Origin of the sequence: Mesorhizobium sp. (assembly GCF_004962245.1) — a bacterium.
Taxonomy (GTDB): Bacteria; Pseudomonadota; Alphaproteobacteria; order Rhizobiales; family Rhizobiaceae; genus Mesorhizobium.
Map to the genome: position 1 here is coordinate 1 of NZ_SUHQ01000060.1, position 14,552 is coordinate 14,552.

The following is a 14,552-nucleotide window of genomic DNA, read 5'->3' on the forward strand; positions in this document are numbered from 1 at the left end:
GGCTGACATCCTTGCGCAGCGCGCGCGGTTCGACCGGCTTCAGGTCTTCGAGGATGAGCTGGGTGTTGGCGAGCCAGCTCTTGTAGGGATGCCTGGTCGCGATCTCCGACTTGATCTCCTCGTCGGAAACGATGCGACCCTTCTCCAGGTCGATCAGCAGCATGCGGCCGGGCTGCAGCCGCCACTTCTTGACGATCCTTTCCTCCGGCACCGGCAGCACGCCGGCTTCCGAGGCCATGATGACGCGATCGTCGTCGGTGACGATGTAGCGCGCCGGGCGCAGCCCGTTGCGGTCGAGCGTGGCGCCGATCTGGCGGCCGTCGGTGAAGGCCACCGCCGCCGGCCCGTCCCACGGCTCCATCAGGGCGGCGTGGTATTCATAAAAGGCCTTGCGATCTTGATCCATCAGCTTGTTGCCGGCCCAGGCCTCAGGGATCAGCATCATCATTGCGTGAGCGAGCGAGTAGCCGCCCTGCGTCAGGAATTCGAGCGCATTGTCGAAACAGGCGGTGTCCGACTGCCCCTCATAGGAGATCGGCCACAGCTTGGAGATGTCGTTGCCGAACAGTTCGGAATCGACCGAGGCCTGCCGCGCCGCCATCCAGTTGACGTTGCCGCGCAGCGTGTTGATCTCGCCATTGTGGGCGACCATGCGATAGGGATGCGCCAGCTTCCACGACGGGAAGGTGTTGGTCGAGAAACGCTGGTGGACGAGGATCAGCGCCGTCTCGAAACGCGGATCGGTCAGATCCTTGTAATAGGCGCCGACCTGATAGGCCAGGAACATGCCCTTGTAGACGATGGTCCGCGATGACATCGACACGACGTAGAAGCCATTGTCGACGCCCTTGGTCTCTTCGTGGATACGACCGGAAATGACCTTGCGCAGGATGTAGAGCCGCCGTTCGTAATCGTCGTCGCTCTCGATCTCGGCGCCACGACCCAAAAACACCTGCCGCTGGACCGGTTCTGAAGCAGCGATATCAGGCGCCTTTGACAGCGATGAATTGTCGACCGGCACGTCGCGAAAGCCGAGCAGCGGCTGGCCTTCGAGCTGCGCGACCTCGGCGATGATGCCTTCGATATGCGCCTGAAGCTCAGGATCGCGCGGCATGAACACATGGCCGACGGCGTAATGGCCGGGCTTGGGCAGTTCGACGCCCTGGCTGGCCATCTCCTCGCGGAAGAAGCGGTCGGGAAGCTGCACCAGCACGCCCGCGCCGTCGCCCATCAGCGGGTCGGCGCCGACGGCGCCGCGATGCGTCAGATTTTCGAGCACCGCCAGGCCGTCCGTGACGATTTGATGCGACTTCACGCCCTTCATATTGACGATGAAGCCGACGCCGCAGGCATCGTGCTCGTTGCGCGGATCGTAGAGGCCGTGGGCGGCGAACCCGGTAGGGGTCCGCCCGATCCTGGTCAGGCCAGTGGCGATGGACGGATTTTTGACGGCTGGCGCTTTCGTCTGCGCGGCCGGGCCGTTCGTCGCAGATGGCGTCACTTCCGTCATCGTCCTGTCCTCCGTTCTTGCCTGGCGCAGAGACAGGCGGTCGGCTGCGTCCCCCGTCTTCCCCGCCTGTGGGCGCAGGTGGATCGGTGGGCAGCGCCGAGCTGGCTGAGTAACCTTCTTCATGTTGCCAGCCTTACTCCAGTGCCATCTTCGACGGGTCCGGGAGACCCTTAGCGGCAGTATGTTTTGGTGAGTTGATCAGGCACGTCTTCTCCTTGCTCGGTCACGTGTTTGCGGATAACGGCGAGGCTGGGCTGGACGCCTGGGCCGACCTATTTGTACATCCACGTCAGGGAAATGGACGAATTGGCCAGTAAGCCATTCGCCCCTCTTTGGTTTCCTCCTTGGCCGCCCCTTTCACCTTTTGGGAGAATCCTCTTGCGGAGCCACACAGAGAGCGCCGTAACAAACCTTCTCACCCTTGTAGTTGGCCAGAGCCTGCAGCAACTCGGGTAGAAGGTGCTGTTTCAGGTCGTCCGAGATAGGCTCCGGACCCTCCAGCGCTTTCAGTGTCTGCTCGACCAACTCGATGGCGCGATCTTTGTTGCCGCTCTCATGATAGTACTGAGCGACCACCGGATAAGACAGGAACTTAGAGCCGCCGCCTTGCGGCAGTGCCACGATGTGTTTGGACAGCTCTTCGCCCATCGCGAAGCGCTCAGCAGACGGAAAGCCGGAATAATCAAAGCCCGGCGCGAAGAGTTGGTATAGCGCCCAATACATCCATCCCTCGGACTTTCTGTCGATCGCGTCGCGAACGAATTGGCGCATTACGGGCAAGCCGGCCTGCATGTCGCGCATTCTGTGAAGCAACAGATTGACATGACTCACGCGGAAGTTGAGTTTGTCCGGTATCAATGCGAGGCCTTCTTCAATCGCCGAGAGCGCCGTCTTCCAATCCTCGGCCTCCATTGCCGGCCGAAGTTTGTCGTATATGGGCTTGGTCAGCGCTTGTTCGCGCGCTATGGTTTCGCCTTCCGCAATCCGCTCCGTATCGGCGGATTTTGCCTGATCGCTGATGCGCCAGCTGCCGTTAAGCACCTTCGGCAAAACCTCATCGAGTTGCGTCGGATGACCGATAAAGGCGATGTGGCCGTCTCGGTCGACCACGAACGAGGTCGGGACCCCGTAAGAAAAGCTGGGCTCCATCCAAAGCTTGTCCATTTCGCCTGTGGAGTCGAATGCGATCCGATAGTTCAGATTCGGGAATTTTTCGGTCAACCAAGCGTCCAACGTGCTTCGGGCCTCGTCGGCCGTTGGAGCGTCTTCAGAAGCCGCGACTCCGACGATCTCAACGCCGTTGTCCTTGTATTTCTCCTGCAGCTGGATCAGATGGGGCATCCCGTCCACACATGGGCCGCACCAAGTTGCCCAAAATTCGACTATGCACACTTTGCCAGGCTCAAAGCTGGTGAGGGGCTCGCCACGCAGCCAGTTCTCGACTTTAATCGAAGGAGCCGGGGATTCCATCTGCAATACCACGTTGCGGTCCAAAGCTATTTCCAAAGGTTTCTGCACGAGCTGGTTTCCTCTCAGAGACGGCACACGGGTTCAGGGAGGAGCGGATCGCTCGTCTTGCCCCATTGAGTGCAGTCACAGTCACTCAGTCTCAAAAACCATGCCAACGCGCTCAGCGCGCAGTTAGCGCCCATTGCTTCGAAAAACCTCGACAGTGCCCAGATGTTGGTTGTAATGAACCTGACATTTGTCTGACGCTGTCAGCTTTTGGACACGCGATCACGCGCTTCGTGCCGCCAGAAGGTCAGGCCGAGCCCTGTGTTGCCAGCGGTCGCTTCGATGATTGTACCGCCCCGCGCGAGCTGGCCACGCTGTTCGGCATTAACGATCATCGACAACGCAATGCGATCCTTGATCGATCCGCCGGGATTCTGGCTTTCGAGCTTGACGAAGAGACGACACCTGCCGGTATCGAAGCTCTTCAGTTCGACGACCGGCGTCTCCCCAATCAGATCGAGCACTGACGCAAATGGCGGACGCAGGCGAGAGGACGCCTTTGTCGACGGTCGGCGGAACATCTCGAGGCTCATGCGGCTGCGGTCTCCAGAATGTCGGCATAGTGCCGTTGCGCAGCATCGGGATGCGAGCGCAGTCGGCTCTTCAGCAGTTGCGGAACAGTGGATTGTCGGGGTCGCTGGCGGGGGACCCGCTTCGGCAGCCGTTCAGGCGGCAGGTCAAGAAACCGTATGTCGGCATCAAGCAGCGCGCCGAAGAAGAAGGGAATCGAAACAGTGCCCTTCGAAAGACCCAGGGCAACGGAAATCATTGCATCGGGCGAGTTCATGCGCCTGAAGCAGCGCTGCCTGCAACTGCTTCATAGCGACAGGCGGGCGAGACTCTAGCGAGGCTTTCGCCGCTTGGTTGATTGAGGCTCTCGACGAAGCCACTAAGATTCGGCGGCCGATAATAGCTTGCTGCTCATTGGGACGTCGACCAACGCCGGGATTGAGAAAGGCAACCCTGCCCCACAAGGCGGGTGTCACACGTGCGGTGCGTCCGCTCGTCACGCCGGATGGTTTTTGAGACCTGGGTTCACGGCTAATCAGATGCACCCCTGTCGTCGTTTCGGTGCAGGCCGCCAGGGGGGCGTGTTGCAGCAGCTTGCAATTAGTTTCGCCAGTACGGGGCGTGCGAGCACGGGGCTGCACAATGAGATCATATGCCGGCGTGGGGACCAAGGTGTGGCGCAGCCTTAGAGAACTCAACACCGAGACCGGAGCAACGGAGACTGCTCTTTCGTCGAGCCAGTTTAAATTAGAACATTCTTTCTATAGTTTACGTCAATTATCCTGTTCGATAGCTCTGTCGACTAGCGATGAGACTTTTCAACGCAGCGCGGACATCCGCTGGCCGGATGTGACTTGCTATCCCTTTCAAGATCAAACAGGAGAACCCATGAGCAATCCAGTCCTTGTCAACCGGACCATTCTTGACTCCGACGTTGTACCGCTGACCAGCCGTGTCGGAGCTGAAATCAGAGGCGTTCGCCTTGGCGGAGACCTTTCGGACGCAGCGATAGCAGCCATCAACCAGCTTCTTCTAAAACACAAGGTGATCTTCTTCCGCGGCCAGGAGCACCTCGACGATGCGGAGCAGGAATTGTTCGCGCGGCGTCTGGGTAACCTTGTACCTCATCCCACGCAGGGGCCGGCAGCCGGCACGGCCTCAATCCTCAATCTCGATTCCGGCCGTGGCGGTGGCAGGGCAGACCAGTGGCATACCGATGTGACTTTCGTCGATGCCTATCCGAAATTCTCGGTCCTACGTGGCGTCGTCATTCCGGCGGCGGGGGGCGACACGATCTGGTCCAACACGCACGCCGCGTACGAGAATCTGCCGGCGCCGCTCAAAATATTGGCGGACAATCTGTGGGCTATTCATAGCAATGCCTACGACTACGCAGCCGTGCGCCCGCGCGCCACAGCCGAAGAGAAGAGGCACTTCGAGGAAGTCTTCACATCGACGATCTACGAGACCGAGCATCCGGTCGTGCGCGTCCATCCCAAAACCGGGGAGAAGTCGCTGCTGCTCGGCAATTTCGTGCAGCGCCTCGTCGGCCTTTCCAAGAGCGATTCCGCCAAACTCTACGAGGTGTTCCAGTCCTACGTCACTGCCCCGGAAAATACCGTGCGGTGGCGCTGGCAAGTAAGCGACGTCGCTATCTGGGACAACCGTGCTACCCAGCATTATGCGGTCAACGACTATGGCGACCAGCACCGGGTTGTGCGTCGCGCTACGGTTGACGGTGACGTTCCGATCGGCGTCGACGGTCGCCGCAGTATAACCCGTGTCAAGGCAGCCAAGCCGGCGGCGAAGGCAGCCTGACCGTCTGAACAGGGTAAAGATGAAAACTTCGTATCGCCGCGGCCATATCGCGCTGCTTAACCGCCCCACAAAGCCTTATGATTTCCGAGAAGCAAGGCGAGTTGCGGGCTCGAGGCTTGGCCCGAAATCGAGGTCCTGCAGCGTGGCGCATGGCTCGAGTCGCTGCTCGTGGCCCCGCTGCAGCGGTACAGGTCCCCCACCGCCCCACCATCTCGCCCGCCCTGCACCTCGGATAGCGATCATTCACCGTTTGTTCATTATGATAGCGCACGATCATAACTGGACATGCTGGTAGCTCGTACATGCCTGAAGGCCCTGCGCGCCGACCCAGCGCCGGGGCCTTTTTACTTCCGCAAAATCGATTCCAGCAACGCGGGCACTTCGCAGGATGTCGCAATCCCGCGCTTGCGATGATACGCCGTACAGCGAATTGCGCGAGTCAAACGAATTTGGGTTCCTCAAATATAGAATCGTCGATACCGATCCTGATGGATCGAGCCTCGACGACGAAGTCAACCATCTTCAAACGGAATTATTCAACATTGCCGAGAGCTCCCGGTGTGCCGTCGAAGCCGACATTCGGGAGGTCAGCGGTCACCAACGATCATGGTGATCGCCAGCATCTTTCGTATTCACATGACCGTCGGCCTGGTACTTTCCCGAGGCCATGACATGAGTGGGTCTTCCAAGCACCGATTTGGCCCGGTAGGATTTGCAGGGGGCGCGGACAAGCGGATGAACAAACGGAATGATGCTGGAAAACTGCGCGCCTGCTGGGATTTAGCCGACCGTCGATAGGAACATAGCCCTGGTCGACGGCTTTCTGAAGGGCAAGAGTTTCGCCGACCTGGCTCAGGAACATGGCTTGTCGACAACGAGGGTGCGCCAAATCATCGAGAAGGCCGATCGGCTCGTGGGCGGCGGCATTCAGACCAAGACTGAAACGTCCAACGCCTCGCCTCGATCCGATTTCATGGTCGACTATCCCTATGTGTGCAAATTGGCCGAGAAGCACCGGCTGGGTAGCGTCACGCCGCATCATTCTTTGCGGAGCTGGAGCGCGCGGGATCGCCGGAGCGGCTGGTGAAAGCGGTTGCCGGGGCGCACGCCAACAACAACACGTGAGCTGGCGCCTCGTGTGGCAAAAGGAGAGGGCGAGAGCCCATGGCCTGCAATGAAGCGATCAAGCATTGCGATCGTGGAACCAAGCTGCCCAGTCGACCATCCGGACCGCGGCCTTCAATGCCAGCTCGCCTTGGAATCGGCCTTCCAGGAATTGGCTGAGCGCGCAGCGGAATCCGGCTGGACCGAGGAGATAGCCACGCGCTCCTCGAACTCGCCGGCGCGCGCCTCAGGAGCGACTCCGCCAATGACGAGACTGAGAGGACGATTAATCGTGCCAGGGCAACGAGAGAGCGGCAGGTTCAAGAAGCTTCGCCTGACCCGATAGGAACGTCGCTGCGCCAATAAAATTGGCGGTGAAGGCTGACCGCGGCCGAGTCGGGCAAGCGAGCGAAGTGCTGAAATAAGGGCGTGAGAATCCAAGACATCGTTTGTAGAGAGCATCGAGCTTCGCGAAATTGTGGTACAGGATCGACCGCAGGTGTTCTCGGAGCGCTCGCAGAACCCGGGATTCTTCCGCGGCACCCGCCAAGGCGAAGAACGGTCAGAGTTGCACGATAACGCTTAAAAGCGAGCCTTCCTCCGAAAGTCTGCGCGCGCAGTTCCACGGTCCGATGCGCTTTCATAGCTATTCCAATCGCCGCGCCCATTCTCTCCCGGATCAGGTCCAGCGGGTCTGCAGTGCATGCGCCCCCAAAGTGGACGCCATTGGGCCGGGTGAACCGGGCTCGATTGCGCGCCGAAGGCCCGTTCCAGGCCCGGAAATCCGGGTCCGTCAGGGCGAGCGCGTGCGGGTCGAGGTAGAGAACGGCCTTGCCGAGAAAACGACCGTGCACTGGCATCGCGTGTGTGTGCCACATGCCATGGATGGCGTGCCTCACCTCACGCAGAAGCCGATTGGAGCGGGCGAGCGCTTCGTCTACGAGTTCGACGCCGTCGACGTCGGCATCTGCTGGTATCACCCGCACCAAGCGGAGCTTCGAACAGGTCGGGCGCGGACTTTATGGTCCGCTGATCATCGAGGAACCGAAGGCGGTGCGGGCCGATCGCGAGGTGACCTGGATGCTCGGTGACTGAGGGCTGACGAAATCTGGCGCAATCAGCGAGGATTTCGGCAACCGGCACGACATTCACCACAATGGCCGCGTCGGCAACACGGTTATCATCAATGGCCGCGTGCCGGATACCTTTGCGGTCAGAAAGGGCGAGCGCATCCGGCTGCGGCTGATCAACGCCGCCAATGCACGCATCTTCAGTCCCGACTTCACGGGTTTTCAGGCCGGCCGTCATCGCGCTCGACGGCCAGCCGGTGACGCCACACGCGCCGGAGGCGGGTGGTGCTGGGTCCCGCAATGCGCACCGATCTGATCCTCGACATGACGGGCAAGCCGGGCAGCCGGCTTTCGATCTTCGACCAGTTCTACGAGGGGCTGGAATATGAGCTCGTCGATCTTGTTTATTCCGACACTCCGCTTAGGGCACGTGTGCCTGATTGGCCGCTGACCCTGCCGACCATTCCGCTGCCGGAGCCGGACCTCGATACAGCGTCCCGCAACGAAGTCGTCTTCACCGGCGGCATGATGGGCGAGATGGTGGCGCAGGACATGGGTGAAAGCATGGGTCCGGGCGCATGATGCAGGACGATGAATTCCGGCACCGCCTGGTTCATCAACGGCGTCGCCGCCGACGAGGCCAATCACGACATGAAGCCGGGGCTGACGCTCTTGCGGAATAAGAGCCACGTCATCGCCACGACCAACGCAACCGCGTGGCATGATCCGATCCATCTGCACGGCCATTCCTTCCGGGTGATTTCCCGCAACGGCCAGCCCACCCCACGTCGCGAATGGCAGGACACGGCGCTGGTTTCGCCGCGCGAGAAGGTCGAGATCGCCTTCGTCGCCGACAATCCCGGCAATTGGATGTTCCACTGCCACGTTCTCGAACACCAGGCGGCCGGTCGCCTGACCAGTCCACAAGCCGAAGGAGAAGCAAAAATGTCCAATACCCTGATAGCTCTTGTCCTCGCCTCGAACCTGTCAGGCGCCGCTCCGGCGTTCGCCGGCGAAAGGACGTCACGCTCTACAAGAACCCGCAATGCGGCTGCTGCGAAGGTTATGCCGGCTATTTGCAGGAAACGGCTTCGCTGTCACCGTCAAGGCCGACGCACGACCTTTTCGCCATGAGCCGCGAAGAGGGCATTCCGCCGGAAGCCGATGGCTGCCTTCTCTCGTTCATCGACGGCTATGTGGTGAGCGGCCATGTGCCGGTCGGCACGGTCAACAAGCTCTTGACCGAGCGGCCCGACATCAAAGGGCATGACGCTGCCCGGCATGCCGATGGGCTCCCCCGGCATGAGTGGCACGAAGGAAGCGCCCTTCGAGATTCTCGAAATCCGGAAGTCTGACGGGACCGGCGGCGTCTACGCCACGGAATAGGAGGCTTCGATGATGGAATGCATGAGCGGCATGATGATGTTCGGCATGGGCCTGGTGTGGCTGCTTGTCGTCGTCGTGCTCGTCCTCGGGACGGCCGCGCTGATCAAGTACCTGTTCTCCAGCGGCGGCAAAGGAGAAGGGCGTCGGTCCTCTTATCGATGCGTGGCCGCGGCAGGCCTCGGATTGGTCTGGACATTGCCTTGGCTCGCCAACCGGATGGCCGGTGGCGGCGCCCCGGCCGCGGCGATAGCGCTAGGCAAGACGGTTTTAGCCAGGCGAAGGTCAGCGCGATTGGAAAGCCCGCTGCCTTCGGGACGCATGCCGGCGCCGGGACCGGCCGCGGTCGTCGGCGGCGGCTACCAGAGCGACATGCCGGGCTTCGGGAATGTCCTCACCGACGAGGAGATCCGGGCCGTTCTGGCCTTCATCAAAAGCACATGGCCCGAGCGGGAACGCGCCTATCAGGCAGATGAGCCGCCGGGAGCGGGAGCAGACACAGTGAGACCAATCCTAGCCGCGGAGCCCTCGAACGCCCCCAACCGGAATGCATTGTCCATGAAAGCGAAACCGTCGCTTGCGATTCAATTTCTGGCGCTGATCCTCGCGACCTCCGCGCTGGCCCACCATCCGGGCGCCGATCTCGACAAGATGAGGGACAGCGCGGAGAGGTTCTTCCAGGCGATCGACGAGCAGGCCGCGCCGCCTTTCGAACTGGCCGACGCGGACGGAAGGGCCGTCCGCCTTTCCGATTTCTCCGACAAGATCGTGGTGCTCTACTTCATGACGAGGTAACCTTGGAAGAAGAAGGCGACGGCCACTGGCGGCAGGATGGCAAGCACGCTGGCCGCAAAAAGCGGCCCATACTCATAGAAGCGGGCCGGTTCTGTCGCAAATCGTGCTTTTGGCCACAACTGGACGCTTTCGCGCGCTTATGGACCAGCTCACATGTCCAACAACGCAAGCAGATGACAGGGCTCGACGTGCCCCGGGGTGGCGCCCTACTTCCACGCTCGCACTGTCACACTCCCGCCGAAAGGCGGGTTTAGTGAGTTATGGCAGTGACTGTGCCACCAGTCCAAACGTCGAGTTTCGCGGCAACTTCGACGCTTTCCTTAGCTGACTTGCCCAAAACCAGCGCGGCCAAAGCATACTGCTTGCCGCTCCCGATGGCATAATATTCACCTTTCACGGGATCACTTGGCAGCCAATTGCCGTCCAACAATACGGCTTCCCCATTTTTGCGCACTATCAGCGCCTCAAATTCAAAATTGTCGTCGTTGCGCGGCACAGGAATATCAGAAACATCCATGCCCTTCTCAACCCAGTCTCGAACGGCCTTTGGAATACCCAAGGACGAAGAGGAAACGCCGATGAGTGTGCCGTCGCATAAGCGAAACACCTTCGTTTTCTCACCGACGGATACTGAGTCAAAACCCAAGGCTCGGCCGTCGCCAGCCATGGTTCCGTTCCTGTAAGCTATTGTTGTCATTGGCACCCTTCTATCGCTACATCAAACTTCAGGACCTTGCGCATGTCCCCTGTGTCAAGGTCACTGACCGACGGCCTATTTGCCTGATACACGATACAGGCTGCGCTCCTTGAGTTCGCGCACGGGTGGCCGTCATCTTGCCGCCTTCGCGCAATGCCTTGAACAGGCCGAGTCTGTCCCCCAGCGGGAATGACAACCACCTCCATGTCGTTGAAAAGCAGGAAATCCGTCACTTTGCCTCGTCGGTAACGGGCGGAGCCGGAGCGGTCGTCACCGGGCAAGCGCGGTCGCAGTAGGTATCCTGGGCAGCCCGTCAGACATGGATGGCTCCGGTTGTGGTGACGGGGAGGGCGATAAGCAAGTTCGGGCCAAGTGATTGTTCCGCGGCTGTATGTTTTGGTGAGGTGATCATGCGACTTCTTGTTGGTCGGTCACGTGTTTGCGGATAACCAGCATGCGCTGTGCCAAATGAGAAAACCATTTAAAGTCAATCCAGCAGATCTGACTGTATTCCGACATTGTCGGAAATTGGACATCGCCGAACGCGAGCGCTCGGGGCTTGTGATGATACTTGGGCGTGCTGCTTCGGAGGAGGGATGCGCCTCGTACCGGCCGCGAAGCCTTCCTGCATTTAAGGCGCCAGATCAATTGAACGCGCATACCAGTCAGCCGTCCCGTCGTTTAGTCCAAATGGCGATCCATCTCAGCGCGCTCACGCCATCCACCTTTCTGCGCGACCCAAGCTAAACACGCTCGGCGATGATTAGGATACCTACTACATCTGGACCCGCCCGGACCCGCCCGGCCTTGCTCGCCTGCGAGACTTGAGGCGTTCGTCGATCGGATAGAGGTTTCGATTCAGGAGACGTGCTTCGTGATGCGGCCATGATAGGCCGGTCCCTCACCGACTGCCGCACGCTCGGAAGAAGCCAAGGTAGGCGACAAGCCTCTGTGGATCGCTGAAGCGCCGAATGTTGCCGATTGCCGCGGCAACGTTCGCACCCACGGTGACGTCGGAGGCAACGTCATCAGGCGACGGATTGTCGGATCCTAGTGGGCACCACCGCGATATCCGCCTCGACCACCGTCAACGCCTCGTTGATCTGATTGATCAAGCCGAGGTGGCACTCGATGGCGGCGCGCTCAAGGAGCAGCATGAGTTAACACCTACTCCTAGCGCCGCTCCTGGAGTCCTATTTCCGCCGGCGCCTGACGAAGCAGCGCAATGCGACTCCCGCGACCGTGGCCAGCTATCGCGATGCCTTGCGCATGCTGATCCTCTTTGCCGCCGCCCGATTGCGGAAGAAGCCGGGGGCGTTGGCGCTCGAAGAGCTGATCGAGATCTCGTTCTCGCTTTTCTCGACGAACTCGAGGAGAAGCGGAACAATTCCGTCACCACGCGCAACGCCCGCTTGGCCGCGATCCGATCTTTCTTCCGCCACGTCGCTGCCGCCGACCCGGCATCCTTCGGCGTCGCCCAACGCGTGCTGACGATTCCCATTAAACGGACGCACATTGACGTGACGTACCACCTCACCACGGCCGAAGTGGACACCCTCATCGCGGCGCCAGATCCAAAGACGCCCCGTGGTCGGCGCGACCGAGCCTTTCTGCTCTTTCTTGGCACGAACCGGCGCCCGGGCCTCCGAAGCCACCGGCGTCAACGCAAACGACCTTCAGTTGGAGCGGCCGCACCCACAAGTGCTGCTGCGCGGCAAAGGGCGTAGAGACCGCGTCGTCCCCATTGCTAAGGACCCGGCTGCGGGCGCTGACATCCTTGTTGAGCGAGCGCGGGATCGCCCATCACGAGCCGCGACCGATATTCCTCGGCGCCCGCAACGAGCGCCGGGCCTACCAGACCGGCTTTGGCCGACAAGCCCATATCGCCGCACATCTTCCGGCACTCCCTCGCCATGAAGCTTCTCCAGTCCGGCGTGGACCTTTTGACGATCCAAGCCTGGCTCGGGCATGCACGGGTCGCCACGACCCACCGCTATGCCACAGCGGATGTAGAGATGATGCGCAATGGACTCGAGAAGGCGGGCGTCACCGGCGATCACGGCGTGCGTTTCCGACCAAATGACTCCGTTCTGCAACTGCTGAACTCCATCTGAATGTTTATGTGGCGGAGGCAAGCTGGGTTTGGCCGGTCCGAAGGGGTCAGGGCGGCTCCGCCACATAATCTCGCCCGACGCATAAATGCGGATCCCGGCCCAATGTCTCCTGAACCTGCAGAGCGAGACGCTGCATTCCGCGACGCATATCGGTCCGGCCCACCGCCAACCAGATCCGCACCTGGCTCGGGACCGGGATCATGAAACGCCCCGCGCCTTCACCATCGCCGCTGCCAGTGTTGGCGGCGTGGTCAGTGGAATCCGCAGCCGCACCTTGCCGGCGACGTCCAGCTCGATCACCACTGGCGGCGGGAGCGGCTGGGCGCGTTCGTCAAGAACGTCTTCAGTTGCCGGCTGCCCGGTCTCAGGTCGAAACAGCTCGTTGCGCCAGTATCGGCTGCTGGGCGCGACGCTGTTCGCTGTGTCACAGGAAGAAAGGAAGGTCACCTTGGAGCTCAGGTCAGCCGCCCCTCGGGCTTTTTGCCTATGGCGGCAAAGGGCTCAAGCAAGCCCGAGCTTTTTCCTGAGCTCGGCGTTTTCTTTCCGGAGCCGGTCAGCGAGGAGCTTCTTCAGACGGGCGTTCTCTTCTTCAAGCTTCACAAGATCCTTGAGCTCATCGCTCTGTGTTGTCTGCCCAGCAGCCCTTTTCCAGTGATAGTACGTCTGTTCCGATATTCCAGCGTTCTGAACGGCTGCCTTGATACTCTCTCCCCGTCCGATCTGCTTCTCGATCTCGCCGAGCTTCTGGGCACGCTCGTTCTCAGAGTAATTTCTCCGCGCTGCCCGGACTGTAGGCGAAGCGATCGCTTTAGATGAAGACGCCTGAAGAGCCGAGCTGGCGGCTCTGGTTCGTATAGCACCTGCGCGCTGCGCGGTCCGCTTCCGCGTCTTCGGCGCCTTTGTATCGGGTGTCTGTTCCTTCACGGGCACCTCGCCTGCTGCCTGGGTTGCCTCAGTTTCCTTAAGGTTGGACATCAGAAACTCCCTGCGATTTCAAACATCTATTCTAGCACGCAGCATCTAGAACTTATGGGCTTTGTCAACTGCGGCCACAAAACCGTGCTCGCCAATGTCGCCGTCCGACGCGTTAACATGATGCCAGTAACTGCGGCAATGCAATCGGTTCGCAATCCGCAACAAAGAGTATCGGCTGGATGTGCACGACGCCCCAGTCTCTGAAACAGCGTAGCCGCCCGGTAAGAGCCGCTTTCAGTCTGCCTTAGAAACAAGGTGGTCGGTCGCCACTCCCGCGCATACTATCCGTCTACTCTTGCTCCTCGCACGGCGCCAGGTCCTCGTCATCGATGCCGGGCAGCGTCGCAGCGGCTAAGCCAGCCACTCGCATTGCTCCCTGACAGGATGGTGCCGATCCTGCTGAGATCGCATGCTGGCGCGACGTTGCTTTGCGGCCACCGTCGCGCCTGCCCGTGAACTGTTCGCGCCTGTGCTCATGCTCGCCTTGACACCCTCGATGGGTCCATCCGGGATGGTCAACCATCCGGAACATAGCGGGCAGGCGGGCATCTTCACCAGCAGTCTCTGTGTCGCTCTCGTGGCGGCAAACAAGATCGAGGCTGGCGGGGTGATGATCAACGGTCCTCGAACCATCGATTTTGATCGCGGTGGCCGTTCAGTGTGTTCAAACACGAGGCGCCGTTAGACGGCACCGCAGCATCATAGCGAAGTGCCATGCAGGACGACTCCCTGCAGCATCGTCTCGCGCAGCCAAACACTTGCCGGATCACTGTTGTGAACGGCCGGACGTTTGACGGCCTGTGACGCGAAAAGGCAGCGGAAGATCTAGCATTTATGGGGGAAATGTTTTTTCGGAGTGCTTGACCCGCAGGAAGGGCATGACTGCCTATCGCCCGACCCGGCAAGGCCGCACTCATGACCGGCTGGGCTCGGATCCTGCATGCCGCGCCCGTGAGGTTACTTGTCGGAAGTGCGTCGAGCACAACGACGAGATGTAGTTCACGATCTTTGAAACGCGTGGTCAACTATCCAAAGTGTGGATGCCTTTCATCGAAACAAAC

General features: G+C 60.4%; 18 protein-coding genes and 2 pseudogenes. 9 read left to right on the top strand and 11 right to left on the bottom strand.

All coding sequences use genetic code 11. The features are described 5' to 3' along the window. The 4 genes and pseudogenes from E5X88_RS32475 to E5X88_RS32490 form a co-directional block, all read right to left on the bottom strand. A pseudogene (locus E5X88_RS32475) lies at nt 1-1,510 on the bottom strand (glutamate synthase subunit alpha); the annotation flags it as partial. A 357-nt stretch (nt 1,511-1,867) separates the two neighbouring features. Continuing rightward, entirely contained in the window at nt 1,868-2,980 is a 1,113-nt protein-coding gene (locus E5X88_RS32480; protein WP_126095612.1) for a TlpA disulfide reductase family protein, read from the bottom strand. A 293-nt stretch (nt 2,981-3,273) separates the two neighbouring features. Beyond that, nucleotides 3,274-3,546 (bottom strand): annotated as a pseudogene (locus E5X88_RS32485) (pyridoxal-phosphate dependent enzyme); the annotation flags it as partial. An 8-nt stretch (nt 3,547-3,554) separates the two neighbouring features. Further along, nucleotides 3,555-3,794, bottom strand: coding sequence for a hypothetical protein (locus E5X88_RS32490; protein WP_292168305.1), 240 nt, complete (start codon nt 3,792-3,794; stop codon nt 3,555-3,557). A 629-nt stretch (nt 3,795-4,423) separates the two neighbouring features. Between E5X88_RS32490 and E5X88_RS32495 the strand changes: the two genes are divergently transcribed. Both E5X88_RS32495 and E5X88_RS32500 read left to right on the top strand, forming a co-directional pair. Beyond that, a complete protein-coding gene (locus E5X88_RS32495; RefSeq protein ID WP_292168306.1) occupies nt 4,424-5,353 on the top strand; it encodes a TauD/TfdA family dioxygenase in 930 nt (309 codons plus the stop codon). Between the two features lie 880 nt (nt 5,354-6,233). Further along, nucleotides 6,234-6,440 (top strand): hypothetical protein, encoded by a 207-nt coding sequence (locus E5X88_RS32500; RefSeq protein WP_091600627.1) that lies wholly within the window; start codon nt 6,234-6,236, stop codon nt 6,438-6,440. A gap of 152 nt (nt 6,441-6,592) precedes the next feature. On the opposite strand, the gene E5X88_RS32505 is transcribed toward E5X88_RS32500, so the two are convergent. Then, entirely contained in the window at nt 6,593-6,781 is a 189-nt protein-coding gene (locus E5X88_RS32505; protein WP_158302651.1) for a hypothetical protein, read from the bottom strand. A gap of 308 nt (nt 6,782-7,089) precedes the next feature. On the opposite strand from E5X88_RS32505, the gene E5X88_RS32510 reads away from it, so the two are divergent. The 5 genes from E5X88_RS32510 (at nt 7,090) to E5X88_RS33795 (ending at nt 9,705) form a co-directional block, all read left to right on the top strand. Beyond that, nucleotides 7,090-7,548: a multicopper oxidase domain-containing protein gene (locus E5X88_RS32510; protein WP_287096104.1), complete on the top strand. Its 459-nt coding sequence runs from the start codon at nt 7,090-7,092 to the stop codon at nt 7,546-7,548. Nucleotides 7,549-7,812: 264 nt separating this feature from the next. Continuing rightward, a complete protein-coding gene (locus tag E5X88_RS32515) occupies nt 7,813-8,109 on the top strand; it encodes a hypothetical protein (RefSeq protein ID WP_236473614.1) in 297 nt (98 codons plus the stop codon). Between the two features lie 9 nt (nt 8,110-8,118). Beyond that, a complete protein-coding gene (locus E5X88_RS32520) occupies nt 8,119-8,661 on the top strand; it encodes a multicopper oxidase domain-containing protein (protein WP_287096103.1) in 543 nt (180 codons plus the stop codon). Further along, nucleotides 8,658-8,882, top strand: a complete 225-nt coding sequence (locus tag E5X88_RS32525) for a DUF411 domain-containing protein (RefSeq protein ID WP_236372580.1) — start codon at nt 8,658-8,660, stop codon at nt 8,880-8,882. The genes E5X88_RS32520 and E5X88_RS32525 overlap by 4 nt, the downstream gene beginning before the upstream one ends. A 61-nt stretch (nt 8,883-8,943) precedes the next feature. Then, a complete protein-coding gene (locus E5X88_RS33795) occupies nt 8,944-9,705 on the top strand; it encodes a redoxin domain-containing protein (protein WP_245316069.1) in 762 nt (253 codons plus the stop codon). Between the two features lie 250 nt (nt 9,706-9,955). On the opposite strand, the gene E5X88_RS32540 is transcribed toward E5X88_RS33795, so the two are convergent. From E5X88_RS32540 to E5X88_RS32550, 3 genes are all read right to left on the bottom strand, one after another. Beyond that, entirely contained in the window at nt 9,956-10,372 is a 417-nt protein-coding gene (locus E5X88_RS32540; RefSeq protein WP_063169404.1) for a hypothetical protein, read from the bottom strand. A 1,058-nt stretch (nt 10,373-11,430) separates the two neighbouring features. Next, a complete protein-coding gene (locus E5X88_RS32545; RefSeq protein WP_259980032.1) occupies nt 11,431-11,559 on the bottom strand; it encodes a hypothetical protein in 129 nt (42 codons plus the stop codon). 93 nt (nt 11,560-11,652) lie between these two features. Further along, nucleotides 11,653-12,066, bottom strand: coding sequence for a hypothetical protein (locus E5X88_RS32550; RefSeq protein ID WP_236372576.1), 414 nt, complete (start codon nt 12,064-12,066; stop codon nt 11,653-11,655). A 201-nt stretch (nt 12,067-12,267) separates the two neighbouring features. Between E5X88_RS32550 and E5X88_RS32555 the strand changes: the two genes are divergently transcribed. Next, nucleotides 12,268-12,516, top strand: coding sequence for a tyrosine-type recombinase/integrase (locus E5X88_RS32555; RefSeq protein WP_236372574.1), 249 nt, complete (start codon nt 12,268-12,270; stop codon nt 12,514-12,516). Nucleotides 12,517-12,562: 46 nt separating this feature from the next. Here the strand turns inward: E5X88_RS32555 and tnpB are convergent, their stop codons facing one another. From tnpB to E5X88_RS32570, 3 genes are read right to left on the bottom strand one after another with little or no spacing between them, the layout of a single operon-like run. Next, nucleotides 12,563-12,718 (bottom strand): IS66 family insertion sequence element accessory protein TnpB, encoded by a 156-nt coding sequence (tnpB, locus tag E5X88_RS32560; protein ID WP_084831567.1) that lies wholly within the window; start codon nt 12,716-12,718, stop codon nt 12,563-12,565. Beyond that, nucleotides 12,715-12,963 carry a transposase gene (locus E5X88_RS32565; RefSeq protein ID WP_236473611.1) on the bottom strand — a complete coding sequence of 83 codons (249 nt, stop codon included), beginning with the start codon at nt 12,961-12,963 and terminating at the stop codon, nt 12,715-12,717. The genes tnpB and E5X88_RS32565 overlap by 4 nt, the downstream gene beginning before the upstream one ends. Nucleotides 12,964-13,017: 54 nt before the next feature. Further along, a complete protein-coding gene (locus tag E5X88_RS32570; protein WP_091600632.1) occupies nt 13,018-13,491 on the bottom strand; it encodes a transposase in 474 nt (157 codons plus the stop codon). 409 nt (nt 13,492-13,900) lie between these two features. On the opposite strand from E5X88_RS32570, the gene E5X88_RS32575 reads away from it, so the two are divergent. Further along, nucleotides 13,901-14,176, top strand: coding sequence for a hypothetical protein (locus tag E5X88_RS32575; protein ID WP_091600633.1), 276 nt, complete (start codon nt 13,901-13,903; stop codon nt 14,174-14,176). The last annotated feature ends 376 nt before the right edge of the window (nt 14,177-14,552 follow it).